Annotated in this window: 21 protein-coding genes; 4 read left to right on the top strand and 17 right to left on the bottom strand. The window is 54.2% G+C overall.

Translation table 11 applies throughout. The features are described from left to right. Positions 1-12 precede the first annotated feature (12 nt). The 16 genes from dnaE to rpsB all read right to left on the bottom strand — a co-directional run bounded on the left by dnaE (position 13) and on the right by rpsB (position 18,503). Positions 13-3,495: a DNA polymerase III subunit alpha gene (gene dnaE, locus DG357_RS04390; RefSeq protein WP_041911187.1), complete on the bottom strand. Its 3,483-nt coding sequence runs from the start codon at positions 3,493-3,495 to the stop codon at positions 13-15. Between the two features lie 38 nt (positions 3,496-3,533). Then, entirely contained in the window at positions 3,534-4,130 is a 597-nt protein-coding gene (gene rnhB / locus DG357_RS04385; RefSeq protein WP_028015588.1) for a ribonuclease HII, read from the bottom strand. Further along, complete coding sequence (lpxB, locus tag DG357_RS04380; protein ID WP_088204395.1) at positions 4,127-5,275, bottom strand: lipid-A-disaccharide synthase; 1,149 nt, start codon at positions 5,273-5,275, stop codon at positions 4,127-4,129. Before lpxB ends, rnhB begins: the two co-directional genes overlap by 4 nt. Beyond that, a complete protein-coding gene (gene lpxA, locus DG357_RS04375; RefSeq protein ID WP_041911189.1) occupies positions 5,275-6,063 on the bottom strand; it encodes an acyl-ACP--UDP-N-acetylglucosamine O-acyltransferase in 789 nt (262 codons plus the stop codon). The genes lpxB and lpxA overlap by 1 nt, the downstream gene beginning before the upstream one ends. A 3-nt stretch (positions 6,064-6,066) precedes the next feature. Then, complete coding sequence (fabZ, locus tag DG357_RS04370; RefSeq protein ID WP_010426706.1) at positions 6,067-6,522, bottom strand: 3-hydroxyacyl-ACP dehydratase FabZ; 456 nt, start codon at positions 6,520-6,522, stop codon at positions 6,067-6,069. A gap of 102 nt (positions 6,523-6,624) precedes the next feature. Beyond that, the gene (gene lpxD / locus DG357_RS04365; RefSeq protein WP_088204394.1) at positions 6,625-7,650 is read right to left on the bottom strand and encodes a UDP-3-O-(3-hydroxymyristoyl)glucosamine N-acyltransferase; all 1,026 of its coding nucleotides are present in this window, start codon (positions 7,648-7,650) and stop codon (positions 6,625-6,627) included. Positions 7,651-7,653: 3 nt separating this feature from the next. Then, positions 7,654-8,148, bottom strand: a complete 495-nt coding sequence (gene skp / locus DG357_RS04360; RefSeq protein ID WP_014882635.1) for a molecular chaperone Skp — start codon at positions 8,146-8,148, stop codon at positions 7,654-7,656. Positions 8,149-8,270: 122 nt separating this feature from the next. Continuing rightward, the gene (bamA, locus tag DG357_RS04355; RefSeq protein WP_088204393.1) at positions 8,271-10,703 is read right to left on the bottom strand and encodes an outer membrane protein assembly factor BamA; all 2,433 of its coding nucleotides are present in this window, start codon (positions 10,701-10,703) and stop codon (positions 8,271-8,273) included. A 31-nt stretch (positions 10,704-10,734) separates the two neighbouring features. Beyond that, positions 10,735-12,087: a sigma E protease regulator RseP gene (gene rseP, locus DG357_RS04350; RefSeq protein ID WP_041911192.1), complete on the bottom strand. Its 1,353-nt coding sequence runs from the start codon at positions 12,085-12,087 to the stop codon at positions 10,735-10,737. Positions 12,088-12,098: 11 nt separating this feature from the next. Next, complete coding sequence (cdsA, locus tag DG357_RS04345) at positions 12,099-12,956, bottom strand: phosphatidate cytidylyltransferase (RefSeq protein WP_048960351.1); 858 nt, start codon at positions 12,954-12,956, stop codon at positions 12,099-12,101. A 12-nt stretch (positions 12,957-12,968) separates the two neighbouring features. Further along, complete coding sequence (ispU, locus tag DG357_RS04340; protein ID WP_028015581.1) at positions 12,969-13,727, bottom strand: (2E,6E)-farnesyl-diphosphate-specific ditrans,polycis-undecaprenyl-diphosphate synthase; 759 nt, start codon at positions 13,725-13,727, stop codon at positions 12,969-12,971. Positions 13,728-13,912: 185 nt separating this feature from the next. Beyond that, positions 13,913-15,112: a 1-deoxy-D-xylulose-5-phosphate reductoisomerase gene (gene ispC / locus DG357_RS04335; RefSeq protein ID WP_088204392.1), complete on the bottom strand. Its 1,200-nt coding sequence runs from the start codon at positions 15,110-15,112 to the stop codon at positions 13,913-13,915. Positions 15,113-15,207: 95 nt separating this feature from the next. Further along, positions 15,208-15,765 (bottom strand): ribosome recycling factor, encoded by a 558-nt coding sequence (frr, locus tag DG357_RS04330; protein ID WP_003856180.1) that lies wholly within the window; start codon positions 15,763-15,765, stop codon positions 15,208-15,210. Between the two features lie 167 nt (positions 15,766-15,932). Beyond that, positions 15,933-16,658 carry a UMP kinase gene (gene pyrH / locus DG357_RS04325; protein WP_008501910.1) on the bottom strand — a complete coding sequence of 242 codons (726 nt, stop codon included), beginning with the start codon at positions 16,656-16,658 and terminating at the stop codon, positions 15,933-15,935. A 150-nt stretch (positions 16,659-16,808) separates the two neighbouring features. Beyond that, positions 16,809-17,660, bottom strand: a complete 852-nt coding sequence (gene tsf, locus DG357_RS04320; protein WP_028015579.1) for a translation elongation factor Ts — start codon at positions 17,658-17,660, stop codon at positions 16,809-16,811. A gap of 117 nt (positions 17,661-17,777) precedes the next feature. After that, positions 17,778-18,503 (bottom strand): 30S ribosomal protein S2, encoded by a 726-nt coding sequence (rpsB, locus tag DG357_RS04315; protein WP_003856207.1) that lies wholly within the window; start codon positions 18,501-18,503, stop codon positions 17,778-17,780. 322 nt (positions 18,504-18,825) lie between these two features. Here rpsB and map point away from each other — a divergent pair, with 322 nt between their 5' ends. The 3 genes from map to dapD all read left to right on the top strand — a co-directional run bounded on the left by map (position 18,826) and on the right by dapD (position 23,215). After that, positions 18,826-19,620, top strand: a complete 795-nt coding sequence (map, locus tag DG357_RS04310; protein WP_028015578.1) for a type I methionyl aminopeptidase — start codon at positions 18,826-18,828, stop codon at positions 19,618-19,620. Positions 19,621-19,682: 62 nt separating this feature from the next. Further along, positions 19,683-22,358, top strand: coding sequence for a bifunctional uridylyltransferase/uridylyl-removing protein GlnD (gene glnD, locus DG357_RS04305; protein ID WP_088204401.1), 2,676 nt, complete (start codon positions 19,683-19,685; stop codon positions 22,356-22,358). A gap of 32 nt (positions 22,359-22,390) precedes the next feature. Continuing rightward, the gene (dapD, locus tag DG357_RS04300; RefSeq protein WP_008501915.1) at positions 22,391-23,215 is read left to right on the top strand and encodes a 2,3,4,5-tetrahydropyridine-2,6-dicarboxylate N-succinyltransferase; all 825 of its coding nucleotides are present in this window, start codon (positions 22,391-22,393) and stop codon (positions 23,213-23,215) included. Here the strand turns inward: dapD and DG357_RS04295 are convergent. Beyond that, on the bottom strand, positions 23,212-23,844 hold the full coding sequence (locus DG357_RS04295) for an ECs1377 family protein (protein WP_088204391.1): 633 nt from the start codon (positions 23,842-23,844) through the stop codon (positions 23,212-23,214). The genes dapD and DG357_RS04295 overlap by 4 nt on opposite strands. 251 nt (positions 23,845-24,095) lie before the next feature. Between DG357_RS04295 and DG357_RS04290 the strand changes: the two genes are divergently transcribed. Further along, on the top strand, positions 24,096-24,632 hold the full coding sequence (locus DG357_RS04290) for a hypothetical protein (protein WP_088204390.1): 537 nt from the start codon (positions 24,096-24,098) through the stop codon (positions 24,630-24,632). Positions 24,633-24,638: the final 6 nt, after the last annotated feature.

The following is a 24,638-nucleotide window of genomic DNA, read 5'->3' as shown; positions in this document are numbered from 1 at the left end:
AGTATTCCTGTATTAGTCAAACTCCAGTTCCACCTGCTCCGAACCAATGAGGCCACGGAGATCGTTCAGTAAACGATCGCTCGGAGAGACACGCCACGTTGCACCAAAGCGCAACCGCGCACGTGCATCCGCCCTCTGATAGTAGAGATGTACTGGAATGGTCCCCGAGCGGTGGGGTTCCAGAGACTGACGGAGTCGGTTTAAAAGCTGGTCATCAATTTGCCTGTCCGTCAGCGAGATAGCAAGCCCGCGAGCATATTTTTCCCGGGCTTCGTCAATGTCCATCACTTCGCGGGCGGTCATTTTAAGCCCCCCGCTGAAGTCATCAAAGCTGACCTGTCCGCTGACGATAAGTATGCGGTCTTTTTCCAGCAATTGCTGGTATTTATCCAGCGCGTCGGTGAACAGCATCACCTCCAGACGCCCGGAACGGTCATCTAACGTACAGATGCCGATACGATTGCCGCGCTTGGTGACCATTACCCTTGCAGCAATCACGAGCCCCGCAGCCGTGGTGATCTTACCACGTTCTGTCGGATGCATGTCTTTAAGCCTGTGGCCGCCGACATAGCGCTCAATTTCTTTAAGATACTGGTTGATCGGGTGCCCCGTCAGGTACAGACCTAACGTTTCCCGCTCTCCATCCAGTACCACCTGTTCTGGCCACGGCTGGCAGTTGGAATAGGACTGCTCGATCTGCTCTGGCTCTTCCGCCAGCACGCCGAACATATCCGCCTGGCCAATGGCTTCCGCTTTTGCATGCTGATCGGCCGCCTTCAACGCATCGCCGAGCGAGTTCATCAGCGCGGCACGGTGTGGCCCCAGCCTGTCAAACGCGCCGGACATGATCAGTTTTTCCAGCACGCGGCGGTTCAGTTTTTTGGTATCGGTACGGGCGCACAGATCGAACAGCTCACGGAAGTAGCCGCCGTTATTACGCGCTTCGATGATCGCCTCGATCGGCCCCTCACCCACGCCTTTGATCGCGCCGATCCCGTAGACGATCTCCCCGTCATCGTTAACGTGGAAATGGTACAGACCCGAGTTAATATCCGGCGGCAGGATCTTCAGCCCCATGCGCCAGCACTCGTCCACCAGGCCAACCACCTTCTCGGTGTTGTCCATATCGGCGGTCATTACCGCCGCCATAAACTCAGCGGGATAGTGGGCCTTGAGCCACAGCGTTTGATACGAAACCAAAGCATAGGCGGCGGAGTGAGATTTGTTAAATCCGTACCCGGCGAATTTCTCCACCAGGTCGAAGATTTTCATCGCCAGTTCGCCATCGACGCCGTTTTTCTTCGCCCCATCTTCAAAGATGGAGCGCTGCTTGGCCATCTCTTCCGGCTTTTTCTTACCCATCGCACGACGCAGCATGTCCGCGCCGCCAAGGGTATAGCCGGAAAGTACCTGGGCGATCTGCATGACCTGTTCCTGATACAGGATGATGCCGTAGGTCGGCTCCAGCACAGGCTTCAAGCTTTCATGCTGCCACTGCACGTCCGGGTAGGAAATCTCTTCGCGCCCGTGTTTACGGTCGATAAAGTTATCCACCATCCCTGACTGCAGCGGGCCCGGACGGAACAGGGCCACCAGCGCGATCATATCTTCGAAGCAGTCGGGCTGCAGGCGTTTAATCAGATCTTTCATGCCGCGGGATTCAAGCTGGAAGACGGCTGTCGTCTCCGAGCGCTGCAGCATGTCGAAACTTTTCTTGTCATCAAGCGGGATGGCCGCGATATCCAGCGGCGGCTCGCCGTTCTTCTCGCGGCGGGCGTTGATCATCTCCAGCGCCCAGTTGATGATGGTCAACGTGCGCAGGCCGAGGAAGTCGAACTTCACCAGCCCGGCGTATTCCACGTCGTTTTTATCGAACTGGGTGACCGGGTGCTGGCCCGCTTCGTCGCAGTAGAGCGGCGCAAAGTCGGTGATTTTGGTCGGGGCGATAACCACGCCCCCCGCATGCTTACCGGCGTTACGCGTCACGCCTTCCAGCTTGCGCGCCATGTCGATCAGCGCTTTTACCTCTTCATCAGCTTCGTAGATTTCCGGCAGCTGAGGTTCGGCTTCAAAGGCTTTTGCCAGCGTCATGCCCGGATCGGGCGGCACCAGCTTTGAAATACGATCGACAAAACCGTACGGATGCCCCAGCACGCGGCCCACGTCGCGGATAACCGCTTTCGCCGCCATGGTACCGAAGGTAATGATCTGCGAAACCGCGTCACGACCGTACATATCGGCCACGTGCTCAATCACCTGGTCGCGTTTTTCCATGCAGAAGTCGACGTCGAAGTCGGGCATGGAGACACGTTCCGGGTTAAGGAAACGTTCGAACAGCAGGTCAAACTCCAGCGGATCGAGGTCGGTAATTTTCAGCGCATACGCCACCAGCGAGCCCGCACCCGAGCCACGACCCGGACCTACCGGCACGCCGTTATCCTTCGACCACTGGATAAACTCCATTACAATCAGGAAGTAGCCCGGGAAGCCCATCTGGTTAATCACCTGGAGTTCAATATCCAGGCGTTCGTCATACTCCGGACGACGTTTTTTACGCTCTTCTTCATCCGGGAACAGGAATTCGAGACGCTCTTCCAGACCTTCTTTCGATTTCATGACCAGGAAATCTTCCGTGGTCATGTCCCCGGTCGGGAACTGCGGCAGGAAGTATTCGCCGAGGCGCACGGTCACGTTACAGCGCTTGGCAATCTCTACGCTGTTTTCCAGCGCTTCCGGAATGTCGGAGAAGAGCTCGCACATCTCCTCTTCGCTGCGCATATACTGCTGCGATGAGTAGTTCCGCGGACGCTTTGGATCGTCGAGAGTGAAGCCATCGTGGATAGCGACGCGAATTTCATGCGCATCAAAATCGCCGGACTCCAGGAAACGCACGTCATTCGTTGCCACCACGGGCAAGCCGCGCTCTTCTGCCAGCGCGACAGCAGCGTGCAGATAGTTCTCTTCATCCTGGCGGCCGGTGCGAATCAGCTCCAGATAGTAACGATTCGGGAAGTACTCTTCATAGAACGAGACGCACTGATCCACCAGCGCGCTGTTACCGCGCAGCAGGGATTTACCGACATCGCCCATGCGGCCGCCGGAGATCAGCAGCAGCCCTTCGTTCAGCTCAGCCAGCCATTCCCTGTCAATCCACGGACCCAGCGCCCCATAACCGCGCTGATAGGCTTTTGAGATAAGCAGAGTGAGGTTTTGGTAACCAGTATTGTTCATCGCCAACACGGAGATTTGCGTCAGTTCATCGCCGATGAGATCGCTCTGCACATGGAAATCCGCACCGACAATAGGCTTCATCCCCGCGCCATGCGCCGTCCCGTAGAACTTAACCAGGCCGCACAGGTTGGTAAAATCGGTGATCGCCAGCGCAGGCATGCCAAGCGAGGCCGCCTTTTTTACCAGCGGCCCGGTCTTTGCCAGCCCATCGATCATGGAGTAGTCGCTATGCACCCGCAGGTGTACGAAACGTGGTTCAGCCATCTTCAGATCCCGCGTTACTTAATTGCTTGCGTCTTGATTCAGGACACCAGTCCCAGCGCGCGCTTCACCGGGCCAAAGCTGCGCCGATGATGTTCAGTTGCGCCATGTTCAGCCAGCTTTTCCAGATGGAAAGCCGTTGGATATCCCTTATGCTGGGCGAAACCATACGCGGGATAAGTGAGGTCCAGCGCGGCCATTTCGGCGTCGCGCGTCACTTTGGCAATAATAGAAGCTGCACTGATCTCTGCGACGCGGCTGTCGCCTTTAACGACGGCCATCGAAGGCATCGGCAGCGCCGGGCAACGGTTACCGTCGATCAGCACATATTCAGGCACAACCTTCAGGCCAGCAACGGCTCGCTGCATTGCCAGCATCGTGGCGTGCAGAATATTCAGATCGTCGATTTCATTCGGCTCTGCGCGCCCTACGCTCCACGCCAGCGCCTTCTCTTTAATTTCATCGAACAGCGCCAGGCGGCGCTTCTCACTGAGTTTTTTTGAGTCGTTCAGACCCATAATCGGGCGCGTTGGATCGAGGATCACCGCCGCGGTCACCACGGCACCGACCAACGGGCCGCGCCCGACTTCATCCACTCCGGCAACGAGGTGCGTGTGGGGATAAGTAAATTCCATCATTTTGCTAACTCCAGCACTGCATCAGCCGCCTGCTCATCAGCATTACAGCGGATCTGCTGATGCAGTTCACGGAAAGTATCGTGCATCTGGTGGCTGGTCTTGCCGTTGGCCAGCAGCGGCAGCAGGGCATCCGCAAGCGCCTGCGGCTGGCATTCATCCTGCAACAGCTCTTTCACCAGCTCGCGCCCGGCAAGCAGGTTTGGCAGGGAGACATAATCCGTTTTCACCAGACGTTTTGCCAGCCAGAAGGTAAACGGCTTCATGCGATAACCGACCACCATCGGGCATTTCGCCAGCATACACTCCAGCGCTGCCGTGCCGGAAGCCAGCAGTGCGGCATCGCTTGCATACATGGCTTCCCGCCCTTTCCCGTCGAGAAGACGAACGTGAAGATCCGGGGCAACGTCGGCTTTGATACGCTCGAACTGCTCGCGGCGTTTGGCATTCACCAGCGGCACAACTACTTCAAGATCGGGCCAGGTCTGGCGAAGAATCTGCGCGGTCTTCAGGAAATCAGCGCTCAGCATCTCGACCTCTGCGCCACGGCTGCCCGGCAGCAACGCCAGACAGTGCACATCATGCGGGATACCCAGCACGTCGCGCGCCGCGTTTTTATCCGGATCCAGCGGCATCGCATCCGCCATGGTATGACCGATAAAACGGCACGGAACATTAAATCTGTCGTAAAACGCTTTTTCGAAAGGCAGGAAAGCCAGCACCAGATGGGTGGACCGTCCGATTTTGAAAACGCGTTTCTGTCGCCACGCCCAGACGGACGGACTGACATAGTGAATGGTTTTGATGCCCTGCTTTTTCAGATTACCTTCGAGGGTAATGTTGAAATCAGGTGCATCGATACCGACAAACACATCGGGTTTGAGTTCGGTAAAGCGGCGGGTGAGATCGGCACGAATATGCAGCAGGCGTCGCAGGCGCCCCAGCACCTCGACGATGCCCATCACGGCCAGCTCTTCCATTTCATACCAGGCTTCACAGCCTTCGGCCTGCATCAGCGGGCCAGCCACGCCAACAAAGCGAGCATTGGGTACGCGCGCCTTAAGCGCCCGGATGAGACCTGCACCAAGAATATCGCCGGAGGTTTCTCCGGCGACCAGGGCTATCGTAAGCGGACGACTGTCGACCATTAACGAATCAGACCCCTCGTGGAACGGTCAAAGAACTCCATGAACGCGTTCACTTCAGGATGCTTATTCGCCAGCTCGGCAATTTCCGGCTTCGCCTCTTCCAGCGTTTTACCGCTACGGTACAGCAGTTTGTACGCGTTGCGGATAGCAGTAATCGCTTCGCGGCTAAAGCCACGACGCTTGAGGCCTTCGATGTTCACGCCAAACGGCGTGGCATGGTTGCCCTGCGCAATCACATACGGCGGGACGTCCTGCGCCACACCGGAGCATCCGCCGACCATCACGTGTGCACCAATGATGCAGAACTGATGGACTGCGGTCATGCCGCCAATAATTGCGAAGTCATCAACCGATACGTGTCCTGCCAGCGTTGCGTTGTTGGCAAGAATACAGCGATCGCCCACGGCACAGTCGTGCGCAATGTGCGCATTCACCATGAACAGGTTGTCGCTGCCCACCTTCGTCAACCCACCACCCTGCACTGTTCCACGATGAATGGTGACGCTTTCGCGAATACGGTTACGATCGCCAATTTCCAGACGGGTCGACTCACCAGCATATTTCAGATCCTGGTTAACTTCGCCGATGGAAGCGAACTGATAGATCTCGTTATTGCAGCCAATGGTAGTGTGACCATTCACGACAACGTGAGATTTCAGTACTGTACCCTCACCAATTTCGACATGGGGTCCAACAATACAGAACGGGCCAATGTGGACGTTTGCGCCAATAATGGCACCGGTTTCCACAATAGCGGTAGGATGAATAAAGGCGGATTTATCAATCACGTATCAGGACTCCCGGCTACGAGCACACATCATCGTCGCTTCGCAAACAACTTTGCCGTCAACCAGCGCTACGCCTTTGAAGCGAGTCAGGCCACGACGCGTTTTTTCAAAAGTGACTTCCATGATCATCTGATCACCAGGCACGACAGGACGCTTGAAGCGTGCTTCATCAATACCTGCGAAGTAATACAGTTCACCCGGCTCCAGCTTACCGACGCTTTTAAACGCCAGAATACCGGTAGCCTGAGCCATCGCTTCCAGAATCAACACACCCGGGAAGATAGGCTTACCCGGGAAGTGTCCCTGGAAGAACGGCTCGTTCACGGAAACATTTTTCACTGCGCGCAGAAAACGACCTTCTTCAAAATCCAGCACACGGTCTACCAGCAAAAACGGGTAGCGGTGCGGCAGAAGTTCTAAAATCTCTTCAATATGCAGAGTATGAGTGTCAGTAGTCAAAATACTCTTCCTGTCAAAATGTACTGATAACAATAATAACACGGCCTGCCGGTTTATTAGAAAGCCGACAGGCCGGGAAAGATAGCGTTAAACGGGTGACGTTTAGTCTTGTTGATCGATCTTACGCTCAAGAGACTTGAGTCGCTTGCTCATATCATCAATGTTCATCACCAGAGCTGCTGTTTTACGCCATACCTTGTTGGGTTGCAGCGGAATACCGGAGGAATAGACGCCAGGTTCAGTGATAGGACGCATTACCATGCCCATACCCGTCACCGTCACCTTGTCGCATATTTCCATATGGCCATTAATCACGCTCGCGCCGCCAATCATGCAGTAACGACCAATTTTCAGGCTGCCCGCCATGATGACGCCCCCCGCAACCGCGGTATTGTCGCCAATCACAACGTTATGCGCAATCTGGCACTGGTTATCGATGATAACACCATTGCCAATGATCGTGTCGTCGAGTGCACCACGATCGATCGTGGTACAGGCTCCGATCTCCACGCGATCGCCAATAATAACGCGACCAAGCTGCGGGATCTTAACCCAGTTACCGCGATCGTTCGCGTAACCAAAGCCATCAGAACCAATCACGGTACTGGACTGGACGAGGCAATTTTCGCCGATTTCAACTTCATGATAAACGGACACATTGGCCCATAAACGGGTGCCAGCGCCGATTTTCGTATTTTTCCCAACGAAGCATCCGGGGCCAATGATGACGTTATCGCCCAGCTCAACGCCAGATTCAATAACCGCATTCGCGCCAACGGCCACGTTGTTACCCAGCTTAGCCGTCGGATCAATCGCTGCACTGGTAGCAATGTTCTGCGCCGGCTGCGGCGTGGTATCAAGAATTTGAGCCATGCGTGCATACGTCAGGTAGGGATTTTTCACTACCAGCGCGCTTCCAGTGGCAAAAGGAAGATCGTCCTGCGTCAGAACAACAGCTGACGCCTGGCATTGAGCCAGTTGTTCACGGTACTTAGGGCTTACCATGAAGGTAATCGTGCCAGCTTTAGCAGATTGCATGGACGCAACAGCGGTGATGACGATATCGCCATCACCGTGTAATTCTGCATCCAACTGCTGAGCTAAATCAGCCAGTCGAATTGAAGGCATTACTTATTTAACCTGTTTCAGAACATCAGCGGTGATGTCTTTAACATCGCTGCTGTTGAAAGCAACGGCGTTCGCATCAACAACCAGATCGATGCTCTGATCGGCAGCAACTGCTTTAACAGCAGTCTGAATGCGAGTCACCAGCTTGCCACGCTCTTCGTTAGAACGACGCTGACGATCCTGCTCGAAAGCCTGCGCTTTCTGGGAGAAGGTCTGGCGCTGAGCCATAACGTCTTTTTCCAGTTTGCTGCGATCGCTTGCTTTCATGGTAGAACCATCACGCTGCAGACGCTGCATTTTGGACTGAAGATCGCCTTCCATACGCTGCAGTTCGCTCGCACGGCCTTTGAATTCGTTTTCCAGAGTCGCAGAAACACCTGTTTTCTGAGCGACCTGCTGGAACAAATTACCCATGTTGACGATTGCGATTTTGTCTGCTGCCTGAGCAGAAGTTGCCATCGCTAAACCGAGACCTGCAGCTAATAACCACTTTTTCACAATTAACTCCTTACCATCCCATTGGCACCAGAAGGTACCGTTCTTTGCGTGGCAAGGCGACCGTTTTACCGATCGCCGGTTGTCAGCGCTACACTGCCAACGCATTCCATTGCAGCGAATTATTACCAGGTTTTACCAATGTTAAACTGGAATTGCTCCGCTTTGTCTCCATCGTATTTCTTAAACGGCTGGGCGTAGGAGAAGACCAACGGCCCCAGCGGTGACATCCATTGTAATGCGATACCGGCAGACATGCGAATATTGCCCGGATCGCTATAGTCTGGAACGCCAGCCGCGCGCATCTGGGCAGTATTCTCCCAGTTGGTATCCCACACCGTACCCGCATCCCAGAAGAAGGACGTACGTACGGAGTTCGCGTATTTATCACTGATAAATGGCGTTGGGGTGATGAACTCGAGGCTCGCCACGGCCATGGCGTTACCGCCTACCGCATCATCAGAGCTACATACGTTCTTATTACCTGCTCCATCCGTAGCCGGTTTGTTGCAGTTATCTTGGTCATTACCGCCGTAATAAACCGCTTTCGGACCAATGTTGTTAGACTGGAAGCCACGCACGGTGCTTGAACCACCCGCGTAGAAGTTCTCATAGAACGGCAACTCTTTACTGCCGATACCGTCACCATAGCCCCAACGGGTACGACCCAGCACCACCCACTTGTGATCGTCATCAATCGGGAAGTAGGACGCGGTATCCAGCGTCACCTTGTAGAACTCGTTATCGGAACCAGGAATGGTCACCTTACCGTTCAGGTTGACGCGAGAGCCTTCCGTTGGGAAGAAACCGCGGTCAAGACGGTTGTAGGTCCAGCCATAGTTGAAGGTGAAGTCATCTGCAGCAAAACCGTTGTCATCGCTGGAGGTACTCGCCGACTGACCGATGGAATCCAGATAACGCCACATCGCCACCTGCGGCTGCATGTTGGACAGGTCGTTATGCACGTAACCTAAGCCCGCTCGCAGGGTGTTGTATTCGTTAACCGGGAAGCCAAGCGTTCCGTCCACACCGTAACTTTTGTTGGTGTAGGAAGACAGATCTGCATCATCCGCTTTAAAGTCGTTATAGAAGATACGACCGCCCAGGCTCACACCGTCAACGGTGAAGTATGGGTTGGTAACGGAGAACTCAGAGTAGGTCTGGTAGTCGTTTTTGGTACCGTTAATACCAACAGAGTAACCCGTACCCAGCCAGTTATCCTGCTGGACGCCTACCTGGAAACTCACGCCACTTTCCGTGCCGTAGCCCACGCCGAAGTTAAAGCTACCGGTGTTACGCTCTTTCACTTTATAAACGACATCAACCTGATCCGGGCTGCCCGGTACACGCTGAGTTTCAGTATCTACGGTTTCAAAATAGCCCAGACGGTTCAGACGCTCTTTACCCTGGTCGACCAGGTCGCTGCCCAGCCACGCCCCTTCCATCTGACGCATTTCACGACGCAGAACGGAGTCTTTAGAGGTGTCATTACCGACGAAGCGGATCTTACGCACGTAGAAACGGTTACCCGCATCAACGTTAACGTGCAGCTTAACGGTTTTATCCGCATCGTTGATTTCCGGCTGAGTTTGTACGCGCGGATAGGCATAACCATAGCGGCCGAGCAGCTTTTTAATGCTGTCTTCCATTTTGGTGACTTTGGATCCGCTGTACAGATCGCCCGGCTGAATTTTGGTCAGCGATTCGATCTCAGCAGAATGCCCCGCCAGGTTACCACTCACTTCAACACCAGAAAGCTTGTACTGATCGCCTTCAGTAATGTTAACCGTAATGTAGATACCTTTCTTGTCCGGAGTCAGACTGACCTGAGTCGAGTCGATGTTGAAGCGGGCATAACCGCGATCCAGATAGTAGCTGCGCAGGGTTTCAAGGTCGCCCGCCAGCTTCTGTTTCTGGTATTTACGATCGCCAACCACGTTCCACCACGGCACTTCATCGCGCAGCTGGAAGGTCGAGATCAGTTCGTCGGTGCTGAACGCGTGGTTACCCACGATGTTGATCTGCTGGATCTTCGCAGAAACACCTTCCTGGAAGACCAGCTTCAGGTCAACACGGTTACGCGGGAGCGGAGTGACAACCGCTTTCACGCTGGCGCTGTATTTACCGACGCTGTAGTAGAAGTCTTCCAGACCTTTTTCAATGTCTGAAAGGGTTGTGCGGTCCAGAGATTCACCCACACGAACACCCGATGCTTCAAGGTTTTGCTTGAGCATGTCATCTTTCACCGACTTGTTGCCGGAGAAAGTGATACTGGCGATCGTTGGACGTTCTTTTACCTGTACCAGCAGCGTATCACCATCGCGCAGGACGCGGACGTCCTCGAAGTTGCCGGTGGCAAACAGAGCACGGATGGTGTTACTGATATCTTCATCATTAACCGTATCGCCGGGGCGCACAGGCATACTGAGGAGGGCCGCACCAACGGCGACACGCTGAAGGCCTTCGAAATGAATATCTTTCACTACGAACCCGTCAGCACCGTATACGGTGGCGCTGCTAAACAGCAGCGACGCTATGAGCAACTTTTTCATCGCCATCGTTATTATGCGTTCTTCCTAACTAACTCTCTTACAACCGAGAGAAATCATTGAAAAGTGCAAGCCCCATTAACAGCACCAGCAAAATCGAGCCAATGCGATAACTAAAGTCTTGAACTCGCTCGGATACCGGCCCGCCTTTTAGCTTTTCAATCGCTAAAAACAGCAGATGACCCCCGTCTAAAACGGGAAGCGGGAACAGGTTGATAATCCCAAGGTTCACGCTAATAAGCGCGAGGAACATGAGATAGTAAATCACCCCGAACTCCGCTGACATCCCAGCCCCCTGAGCAATCGAGATTGGCCCACTGAGGTTGTTCAGTTTCACATCACCGGTTATCAATTTCCCCAACATGTTGACCGTCAGCTTCATTAGTTGCCATGTTTTATCCGTGGCTTCAAGAATGGCGCTGAACGGCCCATACTGGCGTATTGTCTTGTACTCATCTGGCAGCGGGATCACTTTTGGCACAACGCCTGCAAACCCTTCTGCCTTTTTGCCGACCGACTTCGTATCCGGGATCAGCGTCAGCGAAAGCGGACTGCCTTGCCTTTCAACTTCCAGCGCGAGGGACGTCCCCGGATTATCGCGCACCAGAGTAACAAAGGTCATCCACTCTGTTAATGGTTGACCATCGACTTTAACGATCCTGTCGCCAGCTTGCAAACCCGCTTTGCTCGCCGCCGAATTTGCCTGTACTTCGGCTAATACCGGCTCAATCTGCGCGCCGCGGGGACGAATGCCCAGCGCAGCGACGGGATCCTCTTTGTCTGGCTCGAAACGCCAGTGGCGTAAATCCAGTACTTTGTCCTGACGCGCGTCTGACCCAAACGGCGATACGCTGATAGTTGTCTGCGGATCGCCAATTTTGGCTACCAGCTGCAGTCGCACGGCATCCCAATCAGGGGTTTCGATGCCATCAATCGCTTTAAGTTCCATCCCGGAGGTAATTTGCGCACTCGCCGCGATGGAGTCAGGGGCAATATCCCCCACTACCGGACGCACGCCAGGGACGCCGATGATAAACACCAGCCAGTAAGCGAAAATCGCAAAGATGAAGTTGGCTACCGGTCCGGCAGCGATGATAGCGGCGCGTTGTCCAACGGTTTTGTTGTTAAACGCACTGTGTCGCAGTTCGGGAGCGACAGGCTCAACACGTTCGTCGAGCATTTTGACGTAGCCGCCAAGCGGGATAAGGGCGATGACAAATTCCGTGCCGTGACGGTCGGTGCGCGTCCAGAGTGATTTGCCAAAACCAATGGAGAATCGCTCTACCCGCACACCACAACGGCGAGCAACCCAGAAATGGCCAAATTCATGCACGGTAATCAGTACACCCAGTGCAACAATGAACGCCGCCAGATTCCAGAGAATGCTCAGCATAAAACCTTCCGTTAAATCGTCCCGAATACCAGTAAAAGCAGGCAAGCAAATACTGGAACAGCCGCTGTCAGGCTGTCAATGCGATCCAGTATACCGCCATGCCCTGGAATCAGGTGTCCACTGTCCTTAATCCCTGCTTCACGCTTAAACATACTTTCGGTTAAATCACCGAGCACAGAGGCAAGCGCAGCAAAAATCGAGCACACCAGCAGTATTGACGGTGCCACTTCAAGATTCGCCCAGACGCCATAGCCCCAGGAGATGATCGCTGCCGTAAACAAGCCGCCGATGAAGCCTTGCCAGGTTTTCCCCGGCGAAACTTTTGGTGCCAGCTTATGTTTGCCAAACAGTTTACCAAACATATAGGCCCCGGAGTCAGCCCCCCAGACGAGAATCATCACATAAAGCAGCCAGATCGCACCGCTGTAGTGATTTTCGTCATAGTGCCAGGCGCGCAGCGCGACCATGCCCCAGAAAAACGGAACAATGGTGAGCAAACCAAAAATCAGTCGCAGCACTTTTGAATGACGCCAGATTGCGGCCGAACCTGGATAAAAAAGCACCAGCAACAGCGCAACAACCCACCAGGCCAACGACATCCACAAGGAGCCGGCAACCAGCGGTTGATGAATATCATGGTGATATTCAGGCAACGTAAACAGCATTATGGCCAGGATAAAGCCACAGAGTACCGCAAGCCATACTCGCTGGCTGCGCGAGGTAAAGCCGCTAAACTGTCCCCATTCCCATGCGGCAAGCATGCACACTACCAGCGTGACAATGGCGAATCCCACCGGGGGCAGTAAAAACAGCGCCGCAATGACAATGGGTATTAAAACAAAAGCGGAAATCAGGCGATACTTCAGCAAAAGCTACCCCCATCAGGCTTTGTCGCCACCTGGCTCGGTGCCGCCGAAACGACGCTCTCGATTGGCAAAGGCATGCAGCGCACCTTCAAAGTCTTGTTCATCAAAATCGGGCCAAAGAACATCCGTAAAGTAAAGTTCAGCATAGGCAATTTGCCATATCAGAAAGTTACTTATGCGATGTTCCCCCCCTGTCCTAATTACCAAATCCACAGGTGCCAGTTCATTCATGCAGATTTGCTTGCTCAGCGCCTCTTCATCAATCTGGTCGGGTCTCAACAGCCCTTCCTGAACCTGTTCGGCCAGATGCCGAACGCCCTGGATAATATCCCAGCGTCCACCGTAATTCGCCGCAACGTTGAGCGTCAGACCGGTATTATTTTCCGTCAGCGCTTCTGCTTTACGAATCCGCTCCTGCAAACGTGAGTTAAAACGACTGGTATCGCCAATGATGCGCAGGCGAACGTTGTGGCGGTGCAGGCTTTTTACTTCGCTGTCTAGCGCCCACACGAACAATTCCATCAACGCAGTCACTTCCTGCGGAGGTCGATTCCAGTTTTCACTGCTAAAAGCATAGAGCGTTAACGCATCAATGCCGTTATTGGCGGCAAAAGAGACGGCGCGGCGAACAGATTTCGCTCCCGCTTTATGCCCAAAGGCTCGTATTTTCCCTTGTCTTTTCGCCCAGCGCCCGTTGCCATCCATAATGATTGCTACATGACGGCAGCCATGAGCTGGCAAGTTTTCGCTTATTGGTTGATTCGCAGACAACATAACGCGTTTTTTGTCCCTGAAAGGATTTAACGGTACTCAGGAATACTTAAGCCTGTACATAAAAAAGCCGTGTCAAACCACGGCTTACCTGACCACATAAAGTCAAATTCCTGCGATCAGGTGGCGCAGACTATATCACTGAAGCCCAACGCTAACAAATAGCACGACCACTAGTGCTTGCTTTATCACCAGCTTGCGAGACGTGTCACCTGTTTACGCGCAATATCACGAGCAGCTGTATCCACCGCCAGTACCTCTTCCACGCTTTGTGGCTCGCGCAAATCCATCATTTCCAGTACCGATAAATTTAAGGACGCGATATCGGTAAAACGGATCTGCTGATTCAGAAATGCGTCAACGGTAATTTCATTGGCTGCATTCAGTGCCGTCGTCGCCGCCTGCCCCTGGTCAAAGGCGTTCATTGCAAGCTTCAGACAAGGATAACGATCGTAGTCTGGTTCACTGAACGTCAGAGAACTGAGCTTACAGAAATCAAGCGGCTTCACGCCGGATTTCACCCGGTTCGGCCATGCCATTGAATGGGCAATAGGCGTACGCATATCCGGCTCGCCGAGCTGTGCCAGCACGCTGCCATCCTGATAGCGCACCATCGAGTGAATCACCGACTGCGGGTGGATCAGTACTTCCATCTGTTTCGCCGAGGCATTAAACAGCCAGCGCGCTTCAATGTATTCCAGACCTTTGTTCATCATGGTGGCAGAATCCACGGAGATTTTACGCCCCATTGACCAGTTCGGATGACGGCACGCCTGATCCGGCGTCATTGCGCGCAGTTCAGAGAGTGGCGTTTCACGGAACGGGCCACCAGACCCGGTAAGCAGAATCGACACAACGCCATTCTGCTCCAGGTCAGCGTACCCCAGGTTCTGTTGAAAAGGTTGCGGTAAACTCTGAAAAATGGCGTTGTGCTCGCTGTCGACCGGTAAAAGACGCGCCCCGCGCTGTTTTACCGCGTCCATAAACAGACGTCCGCAGGTCACCAGCGACTCTTTATTGGCGAGCAAAACATCTTTACCGGCATCGATCGCAGCAAGTGTCGGCAGCAGCCCGGCTGCGCCGACAATGGCCGCCATAACCTGGTCAACCTCATCCAGCGCCGCCATCTCGCAGGCCGCCTGCTGGCCACTCAGCACCTCGGTTCGGCTGCCCTTCTCACGCAGTTGGGCTTTTAGCAGGCGTGCGCTCTCTTCGTTATCCATCACCGCATAGCGGGGCATAAACTCCAGGCACTGCTCGACCATACGCTGCACATTCTTACCGGCCACCAGCGCTGTCACGGTGTAAAGTTCAGGATTATGGCGGACGACGTCGAGAGTACTGCAACCAATGGAACCGGTTGAGCCGAGGAGTGTTAAATGCTTCATGAGATGCCCGAAAAAAGTTAGACCAGATAAAAGCAAAACGCCGCCAGCAAGACCCGAAGTCCCTCTGAACGGCGTTTATCAGTGTACGACAGAAATCAGAACTGCATCAGTTCCGCTTCTTTTTCTGCCAGCGCCGCATCAATTTTCTTGATGGCAGCGTCGGTCATTTTCTGAATGTCGTCCTGAGAACGACGATCGTCATCTTCGCTGATCTCTTTTTCTTTCAGCAGTGCTTTCACTTTATCGTTCGCATCGCGACGCACGTTACGCACGGAAACACGACCCTGCTCAGCTTCACCGCGAACCACTTTGATGAGATCTTTACGACGCTCTTCCGTCAGCGGAGGCAGCGGAACGCGGATGTCAGCACCCGCTGAGCTTGGGTTCAGACCCAGGTCAGAAGCCATGATCGCTTTCTCAACGGCCGGGCTCATAGAGCGATCGAAGACGTTGATTTTCAGCGTACGGGTATCTTCAACCGTCACGCTCGCGAGCTGACGCAGAGGGGTTGGCGTACCGTAGTATTCTACGATGATGCCATCCAGCAGGCTTGGAGAAGCACGGCCAGTACGGATTTTGCTGATTTGGTTTTTGAACGCTTCTACGCATTTGTCCATGCGTACTTCAGCATCTTTTCTGATGTCGTTAATCACGTTACGAATCCTTGAAAACTTGTCTCAGGCAGACTATCCGCCAGCACAGCGCTACAGGTGTGCTAAGTATAGTCGCGTTTAATTCATGACAACGCCAAAGGCGCGTCCAGGTAAGATACCACTACAAAGTAAAGCGGAATCTTACCTGTATTTATCGTCGACGGAAATTATTCCGTGATCAAAGTGCCTTCTTTTTCGCCCATGACCACGCGACGCAGTGCGCCAGGCTTGTTCATGTTGAAGACACGGATCGGCAGTTTGTGGTCGCGAGCCAGCGTGAAGGCGGCAAGATCCATCACTTTCAGCTCTTTATCCAGCACTTCGCTGTAGCTCAGCTGATCGTACATGGTCGCAGAAGGATCTTTTGCCGGGTCGGCAGTAAACACGCCGTCTACTTTGGTCGCTTTCAGCACCACGTCGGCTTCAATTTCGATACCGCGCAGGCAGGCAGCGGAATCGGTGGTAAAGAACGGGTTACCCGTACCGGCGGAGAGGATCACCACGCGGTTGTTGCGCAGCAGGCTGATGGCCTCTGCCCAGCTGTAATTATCGCATACGCCATTCAGGGGAATCGCGGACATCAGGCGGGCATTCACGTAGGCGCGATGGAGCGCATCACGCATTGCCAGGCCATTCATCACGGTTGCCAGCATACCCATGTGGTCGCCCACAACGCGGTTCATCCCCGCTTTCGCCAGACCAGCACCACGGAAAAGGTTGCCACCGCCAATGACCACGCCAACCTGGATACCCAGTTCGACCAGTTCTTTGATTTCCTGTGCCATGCGATCAAGGATGCTTGCGTCAATACCGAAGCCTTCCGATCCCTGCAGCGCTTCGCCACTCAGCTTAAGCAGAATGCGTTTGTACACGGGTTTTGCATTGGTAGCCATGTTTCTTTCCTGAGACTGTCAACGATTAAGATGGGAGTTAATTCTGGCGACATAATATGCCGCAAATCAGCACGGCGATACTGGAGCCTGTCTGATTTCCTGTGACGGGTGACAAAAAGAAGCCGCCCTCAGGCGGCTCCTTTTCAATCATTAAGACTGCTTGGACATTGCAGCAACTTCTGCTGCGAAGTCAGTCTCAACTTTCTCGATGCCTTCGCCCACTTCGAAGCGGATGAAGCCAGTTACGTCAGCGTTGTGCTCTTTCAGCAGCTGAGCAACAGACTTGCTTGGATCCATAACGAAAGGCTGGCCAGTCAGAGAAACTTCGCCGGTGAATTTCTTCATGCGGCCTTCAACCATTTTCTCTGCGATTTCTTTTGGCTTACCAGACTGCATCGCGATGTCCAGCTGAACCTGGTACTCTTTTTCTACCACTTCAGCAGACACGTCTTCTGGCTTAACGAATTCTGGTTTGCTTGCAGCGATGTGCATTGCCAGCTGTTTAACCAGCTCTTCGTCAGCGCCTTTAGCCGCAACCAGAACACCGATACGTGCGCCGTGCTGGTAAGAACCCAGTACTTCGCCTTCCAGGGAAGATACGCGACGGATGTTGATGTTCTCACCGATTTTAGCAACCAGCGCAACACGTTCTTCTTCGAACTGTGCTTTCAGAACTTCAACGTCAGTGATTTTGCCAGCAACAGCTGCGTCCAGAACTTTGTTCGCAAATGCCTGGAAACCGCCATCTTTAGCAACGAAGTCAGTCTGGCAGTTAACTTCCAGAATGATGCCGTAGGTGCCGTCGATTTTAGTGATGATCACGCCGTCAGCAGCAACGTTGCCTGCTTTCTTAGCTGCTTTGATCGCACCGGATTTACGCATGTTTTCGATTGCCAGCTCGATGTCGCCGTTCGCTTCAGTCAGCGCTTTTTTGCAATCCATCATGCCTGCGCCAGTACGCTCGCGCAGCTCTTTTACCAGGGATGCGGTAATTTCAGCCATTCTTAAATCCTCGGGAGATGTGAACTGCCCGGCCGGAGGCCAAACAGTGTAAATTGAAAAAAGGGGCCGATAATGGGCCCCTATTCATACACGGTACTAATAAGGGGTAAAACCTTATTATTCAGCTTCTACGAAGCTTTCTTCCGCCTGAGAAGCCAGATCCTGGGAACGGCCTTCACGAACGGTAGCAGCTACAGCGCTCAGGTACAGGCTAACAGCACGGATTGCGTCGTCGTTACCCGGGATAACGAAGTCAACACCGTCCGGATCGGAGTTGGTATCAACGATAGCGAATACCGGGATACCCAGGTTGTTAGCTTCTTTGATAGCGATGTGCTCGTGGTCTGCATCGATTACGAACAGCGCGTCTGGCAGGCCGCCCATATCTTTGATACCGCCCAGGCTGTTTTCCAGCTTGTCCAGTTCACGAGTGCGCATCAGCGCTTCTTTCTTAGTCAGCTTGTCGAAAGTACCGTCCTGAGACTGGGTTTCCAGATCTTTCAGGCGCTTGATGGACTGACGAACAGTTTTCCAGTTGGTCAGCATGCCGCCCAACCAGCGATGGTTCACGAAGAACTGGTCGCAGCTGTTAGCAGCATCTTTCACAGCTTCGCTTGCAGCGCGCTTAGTACCAACGAACAGAATCTTACCTTTACGGGAAGAGATCTTGTTCAGCTCAGCCAGGGCTTCGTTGAACATTGGTACAGTTTTCTCAAGGTTGATGATGTGAACTTTGTTACGCGCGCCGAAGATGAAAGGCTTCATTTTCGGGTTCCAGTAACGGGTCTGGTGACCAAAGTGAACACCAGCCTTGAGCATGTCGCGCATGGAAACAGTTGCCATGTTTTAAAACCTCTATATTGAAAGTTGGGGTTATGCCTCCACGTATCCCATATTACCGACCCCGAAGGGCACCCCGGAATATGTGCCGATACGTGTGTGTTGTTACACAAAGTGAGATTTGTCGCTTCCGTCCAGCCTGTGTATCTGAGATGGATCGGAAGTCCGGCGCGCTTTATACCACAAAACACGACCAGAAACCAACAGTTGTTGGCGGAGTGTGCTGTTAATGATTCTCAATTTGGCACGGGGCGTGCCTGACTGATACCATTGACGACACTTAGACTAGTATTGTCGAAAAAATCGACATCGATGGACAGATTACATGGCTATCTCTATTAAGACACCTGAAGAAATTGAAAAGATGCGCGTCGCCGGTCGTCTGGCCGCGGAAGTGCTGGAAATGATCGAGCCGTTCGTGAAGCCGGGCGTCAGCACCGGCGAACTGGATCGCATCTGTAATGACTATATTGTTAACGAGCAGCACGCGGTTTCCGCCTGTCTCGGCTACCACGGTTTCCCGAAATCCGTCTGCATCTCTATTAATGAAGTGGTTTGCCACGGTATTCCGGACGACGAAAAACTGCTTAAAGATGGCGATATCGTCAATATCGACGTGACCGTCATTAAAGACGAGTACCACGGTGACACCTCGAAGATGTTCATCGTTGGCAAACCAACGATTCTGGGCGAGCGTCTGTGCAAAGTGACGCAAGAGAGCCTGTACCTGGCGCTGAAAATGGTTAAGCCGGGCATCCGCCTGCGCACCCTCGGTGCCGCAATTCAGAAATTCGTGGAAGCGGAAGGTTTCTCCGTGGTGCGCGAATACTGCGGTCACGGCATTGGCCGCGTCTTCCATGAAGAGCCGCAGGTTCTGCACTATGATGCCGATGACGGCGGCGTGGTGCTGCAAAAAGGGATGACCTTCACCATCGAACCGATGGTCAACGCCGGTGACTACCGCATCCGCACTATGAAAGACGGCTGGACGGTGAAAACCAAAGACAGAAGCTTGTCTGCCCAGTACGAGCATACTATTGTGGTAACGGACAACGGCTGCGAAATTATGACGTTGCGCAAGGATGACACCATCCCGGCGATACTGACGAACATTGAGTGATAAGAAGCCGGCAAATGCCGGCTTTTTTAATGGCGATAGCTTTTTCTTATGGGTGGCGCACGATGAGTAATCTATTACCCGAACAGTATGCTAACACAGCACTTCCCACCCTCCCCGACCAGCCCGATAACCCGGGCGTCTGGCCGCCGCACGAGCTGACCTGCGCGCACATAAAAGCCCATATGGATGTTTTCCACCGCTGGCTGGGCAGCGCGTTCGACGCGGGCGTCTCTGCCGAGCAGCTCATCGAAGCGCGCACCGAATTTATCGACCAGCTCCTGCAACGTCTGTGGATCGACTACGGTTTCGGGCAGGTAAGCGACGTCGCGCTGGTTGCCGTCGGGGGCTATGGCCGCGGGGAGCTGCATCCGCTTTCCGATATCGACCTGCTGATCCTGAGCCGCAAAAAGCTGCCGGAAGAACAGGCGCAGAAAATAGGCGAGCTGCTGACTCTGCTGTGGGACGTCAAGCTTGAAGTGGGCCACAGCGTGCGCACCCTGGAAGAGTGCCTGCTGGAGGGGCTATCGGACCTGACCGTCGCCACCAACCTGATTGAAACCCGCCTGCTGATTGGCGACGTCGCGCTGTTCCTGGAGCTGCAAAAGCATATTTTCAGCGACGGCTTCTGGCCATCTGAGAAATTCTTCGCCGCCAAGGTCGAGGAGCAAAACCAGCGCCACCAGCGCTACCACGGCACCAGCTATAATCTTGAACCTGATATTAAAAGCAGCCCCGGCGGCCTGCGCGACATCCACACGTTACAGTGGGTCGCCCGTCGCCACTTTGGTGCCACCTCGATGGACGAGATGGTCGGCTTTGGCTTCCTGACCGAGGCCGAGCGTAACGAGCTGAACGAGTGTCTGCACCTGCTGTGGCGCATCCGTTTTGCCCTGCATCTGGAAGTGACCCGCTACGATAACCGCCTGCTGTTTGACCGTCAGCTCAGCGTAGCGCAGCGGCTGAACTATCAGGGCGAAGGCAACGAGCCGGTTGAGCAGATGATGAAGGATTTCTTCCGCGTCACCCGCCGGGTCACCGAGCTGAACCAGATGCTGTTGCAGCTGTTCGACGAGGCCATTCTGGCCCTGACTGCCGACGAAAAGCCGCGCCCGATTGATGACGAATTCCAGCTGCGCGGCACGCTTATCGATCTGCGCGACGAAACGCTGTTTATCCGTGAGCCGGAAGCGATTCTGCGGATGTTCTACACCATGGTGCGCAACAGCACCATCACCGGGATCTACTCCACCACCCTGCGCCATCTGCGCCACGCGCGCCGCCATCTGACGCAGCCTTTGTGTTACATCCCGGAAGCACGCTCGCTGTTCCTGAGCATGCTCCGCCATCCGGGTGCCGTCAGCCGCGGGCTGCTGCCGATGCACCGCCACAGCGTGCTGTGGGCCTATATGCCGCAGTGGTCGCACATCGTTGGGCAGATGCAATTCGATCTGTTCCACGCCTACACGGTGGATGAACACACCATCCGCGTGATGCTCAAGCTGGAAAGCTTTGCCAAAGAAGAGACGCGCTCCCGCCACCCGCTGTGCGTGGAGCTGTGGCCGCGCCTGACCCATCCGGAACTGATCCTGATTGCCGCCCTGTTCCACGACATCGCTAAGGGCCGCGGCGGCGATCACTCGGTGCTGGGCGCGCAGGACGTGCTGAAATTTGCCGAACTGCACGGTCTCAATTCGCGCGAAACGCAGCTGGTCGCCTGGCTGGTGCGCCATCACCTGCTGATGTCGGTCACCGCCCAGCGTCGCGATATTCAGGACCCTGAGGTTATTAAGCAGTTCGCCGAAGAAGTTCAAACGGAAAACCGTCTGCGCTATCTGGTCTGCCTGACGGTGGCCGATATTTGCGCCACCAACGAGACCCTGTGGAACAGCTGGAAGCAAAGCCTGCTGCGCGAGCTGTACTTCGCCACCGAAAAACAGCTGCGACGCGGGATGCAAAACACCCCGGACATGCGCGAGCGCGTGCGTCATCACCAGCTGCAGGCGCTGGCGCTGCTGCGGATGGATAACATTGATGAAGAAGCGCTGCATCAGATTTGGGCCCGCTGCCGTGCCAACTATTTTGTGCGCCACAGCCCAAACCAGCTTGCCTGGCACGCGCGGCACCTGCTGAAGCACGATCTGTCTCAACCGATGATCCTGCTGAGCCCGCAGGCCACGCGCGGTGGAACGGAGATATTCATCTGGAGCCCGGACCGGCCTTATCTGTTTGCTGCCGTCTGCGCCGAGCTGGACAGACGTAACCTGAGCGTTCACGACGCGCAGATTTTTACCACCCGCGACGGCATGGCGATGGATACCTTTATTGTGCTGGAGCCGGACGGCAGCCCGCTGTCGTCGGACAGGCATGAAGGGATACGCTTCGGTCTGGAGCAGGCGATCACGCAGCGCAGCTGGCAACCACCGCAGCCGCGCCGTCAGCCGGCTAAGTTACGCCACTTTACCGTCGATACCGAGGTCAACTTCCTGCCGACCCACACCGACCGTAAATCGTTCCTGGAGCTGATCGCGCTCGACCAGCCAGGGCTGCTTGCCCGCGTCGGCCAGGTTTTTGCCGATCTGGGAATTTCGCTTCATGGGGCCCGAATTACAACCATTGGCGAGCGAGTAGAAGATTTATTTATAATCGCCACCGCAGACCGACGTGCCCTTAATAATGACCTGCAGCTTGAAGTGCAACAACGGTTGACAGCAGCCCTCAATCCAAACGATAAAGGGTGACGTGTTTTTTAGTGAAATGGAAAGAGTAAACAATGCAGCAGTTACAGAACGTTATTGAGTCCGCTTTTGAGCGTCGCGCCGAGATCACTCCGGCAAATGTGGATACCGTGACCCGTGAAGCGGTAAACCAGGTTATTTCCCTGCTGGATTCCGGCGCCCTGCGCGTGGCAGAAAAAATCGACGGTCAGTGGGTCACTCATCAATGGCTGAAGAAGGCCGTGCTGCTCTCTTTCCGCATCAACGATAACCAGGTTATCGACGGAGCAGAAAGCCGCTACTTCGATAAAGTGCCAATGAAATTCGCGGATTACGACGAAGCGCGTTTTCAGAAAGAAGGCTTCCGCGTGGTACCACCGGCAGCAGTACGTCAGGGTGCATTCATCGCACGCAACACCGTGCTGATGCCATCCTATGTGAACATCGGTGCGTACGTTGACGAAGGCACCATGGTCGATACCTGGGCAACCGTCGGTTCCTGCGCGCAGATCGGTAAAAACGTTCACCTGTCCGGCGGCGTTGGCATCGGTGGCGTTCTGGAGCCACTGCAGGCTAACCCGACCATCATCGAAGACAACTGCTTCATCGGCGCGCGTTCAGAAGTAGTTGAAGGCGTGATCGTGGAAGAAGGCTCCGTGATCTCCATGGGCGTTTACATCGGCCAGAGCACCCGCATTTACGATCGCGAAACCGGCGAAGTGCACTACGGTCGCGTTCCGGCGGGCTCAGTGGTCGTTTCCGGTAACCTGCCGTCAAAAGACGGTAAATACAGCCTTTACTGTGCCGTTATCGTGAAGAAAGTGGATGCGAAAACCCGCGGTAAAGTGGGCATCAACGAACTGCTGCGCACCATCGACTAATCCCCGACGCGTTGATAAACCGGGACGCGCCTGTACGTCCCGGTATAATCATCAAAAACGTCCGTTTCCGCAGTCGCGATTGCCATTCCCTTTTTTCTCAACCCTGCGATATCCGCCGCCATACGCTGGCTCCCCAGCCAGAAAAGCCCGTCGAGAGCCGTCACGGCCAGACCCGACTCCAGCGCCAGCTTCAGTCGCTCACGCGGCGCTTTTACCTCTTTGGCGATCTGCCGGAAGGGCTCTGCAGTAAGTCCGGTGGGATCGATCCGCCGAATGCGGGTGCTCATGCGGTACTGAAAAGCCTCAGGAATCGCATTGAGATCGGCTTTCAGGCTGTAGACGCAGCCAAAGCGCTTGCCGTTAAAGATGACGTTCTTCTGGCTTAGCTGAAACTCATCGCGCAGCCCGGCGATAAGCTGAGGGGCGCGGGTCAGCACCAGTCGGAACGGCAGTTCGAAGCTGGTGACATAATCCACGTTCAGTAAGGCAATACGTAAACGCTCTTCCGCACCCGCCTTTAGCTGGCGGCACTCTGCGGCAACTTCTGCCCACTGGTGCGTGAGCCTTGGGCTCTCATCTGCGGCGCCAAAGCTGTATTTTTCGATCTGATAATCAATGCGTCCTGACATGTCATTATCCCCGCGGGCTACGCTTTCGTGCGATAACTTTGCCTCATTTCCCCGCTTTTGAATACCCGTCTCGCTCGCCTTTTCTCAGCTGAAGTAACAATGATGAATCTCTTTACAAGGAAGTTCACCTCGTTACTTAATGCAAATTTTTTCTTTTAAAACATAGGTTTGTTGGAAAACAGGATTAACGATATTATTCGTGAACTGCAAATAATAATCTGGCCTTGCGGGCAATAAACGGGAATCGTGCAATGAGTCATTACGGCAAAATAATTGGTGCGGGTATTGCAGGTCTGGTCACTCTGGCCGGGACGTATTTATGGGGAAAAAATAACGGCAAAGACGAAGGGATTGCCGAAGGGCAGCAGATCGCAAAAGCTGAATACGCCGAAAAGATCAAAAAACTCCAGACTGAACTGGCGGACAAGATGCACGATATCAGTAAACGGGATGACTTTATCCTCGCGGCGTATGCGCTGGGGACATGCTGCATCAAGGCTAATGGCAAGACCCCAGCGGAAAATATTGCCCTGCTGGATGATGCAGTGTCTGGTCTTGTTCCGCGGGAAAAGTTACCTCAAGCCGTTCAGCAGAAGATCGTCGAGATGGTCGAAACACCGCCCAATCTGCCAACGGTTTGGTCACTTATAAATGAATATCAGCTTAACGATGCGAAAAGCCTGGAGAGGTTTAGCCTCATTGTTGGCATGATGGCAAGTCAGGATGAGCTAAGAACACAAAGCGAAAGTGATTTTATGGCCTCCTGGAACTTACTGGTTGCGGCCTGAGGACGA

The sequence above is a fragment of the Enterobacter bugandensis genome, assembly GCF_900324475.1.
GTDB classification, from domain to species: domain Bacteria; phylum Pseudomonadota; class Gammaproteobacteria; order Enterobacterales; family Enterobacteriaceae; genus Enterobacter; species Enterobacter bugandensis.
This window is presented reverse-complemented; position numbering and strand designations above follow the sequence as displayed.

What these genes read in the sequence shown, in the direction of transcription:
- DG357_RS04290 (WP_088204390.1), top strand. Translation starts at nt 24,096, where the DNA reads ATGAGTCATTACGGCAAAATAATTGGTGCGGGTATTGCAGGTCTGGTC.
- ispU (WP_028015581.1), bottom strand. Translation starts at nt 13,727, where the DNA reads ATGTTGTCTGCGAATCAACCAATAAGCGAAAACTTGCCAGCTCATGGC.
- lpxD (WP_088204394.1), bottom strand. Translation starts at nt 7,650, where the DNA reads ATGCCTTCAATTCGACTGGCTGATTTAGCTCAGCAGTTGGATGCAGAA.
- rseP (WP_041911192.1), bottom strand. Translation starts at nt 12,087, where the DNA reads ATGCTGAGCATTCTCTGGAATCTGGCGGCGTTCATTGTTGCACTGGGT.
- bamA (WP_088204393.1), bottom strand. Translation starts at nt 10,703, where the DNA reads ATGGCGATGAAAAAGTTGCTCATAGCGTCGCTGCTGTTTAGCAGCGCC.
- rnhB (WP_028015588.1), bottom strand. Translation starts at nt 4,130, where the DNA reads ATGATGGAATTTACTTATCCCCACACGCACCTCGTTGCCGGAGTGGAT.
- rpsB (WP_003856207.1), bottom strand. Translation starts at nt 18,503, where the DNA reads ATGGCAACTGTTTCCATGCGCGACATGCTCAAGGCTGGTGTTCACTTT.
- lpxB (WP_088204395.1), bottom strand. Translation starts at nt 5,275, where the DNA reads ATGGTCGACAGTCGTCCGCTTACGATAGCCCTGGTCGCCGGAGAAACC.
- ispC (WP_088204392.1), bottom strand. Translation starts at nt 15,112, where the DNA reads ATGAAGCATTTAACACTCCTCGGCTCAACCGGTTCCATTGGTTGCAGT.
- glnD (WP_088204401.1), top strand. Translation starts at nt 19,683, where the DNA reads ATGAGTAATCTATTACCCGAACAGTATGCTAACACAGCACTTCCCACC.
- dnaE (WP_041911187.1), bottom strand. Translation starts at nt 3,495, where the DNA reads ATGGCTGAACCACGTTTCGTACACCTGCGGGTGCATAGCGACTACTCC.
- DG357_RS04295 (WP_088204391.1), bottom strand. Translation starts at nt 23,844, where the DNA reads ATGTCAGGACGCATTGATTATCAGATCGAAAAATACAGCTTTGGCGCC.
- tsf (WP_028015579.1), bottom strand. Translation starts at nt 17,660, where the DNA reads ATGGCTGAAATTACCGCATCCCTGGTAAAAGAGCTGCGCGAGCGTACT.
- map (WP_028015578.1), top strand. Translation starts at nt 18,826, where the DNA reads ATGGCTATCTCTATTAAGACACCTGAAGAAATTGAAAAGATGCGCGTC.
- pyrH (WP_008501910.1), bottom strand. Translation starts at nt 16,658, where the DNA reads ATGGCTACCAATGCAAAACCCGTGTACAAACGCATTCTGCTTAAGCTG.
- dapD (WP_008501915.1), top strand. Translation starts at nt 22,391, where the DNA reads ATGCAGCAGTTACAGAACGTTATTGAGTCCGCTTTTGAGCGTCGCGCC.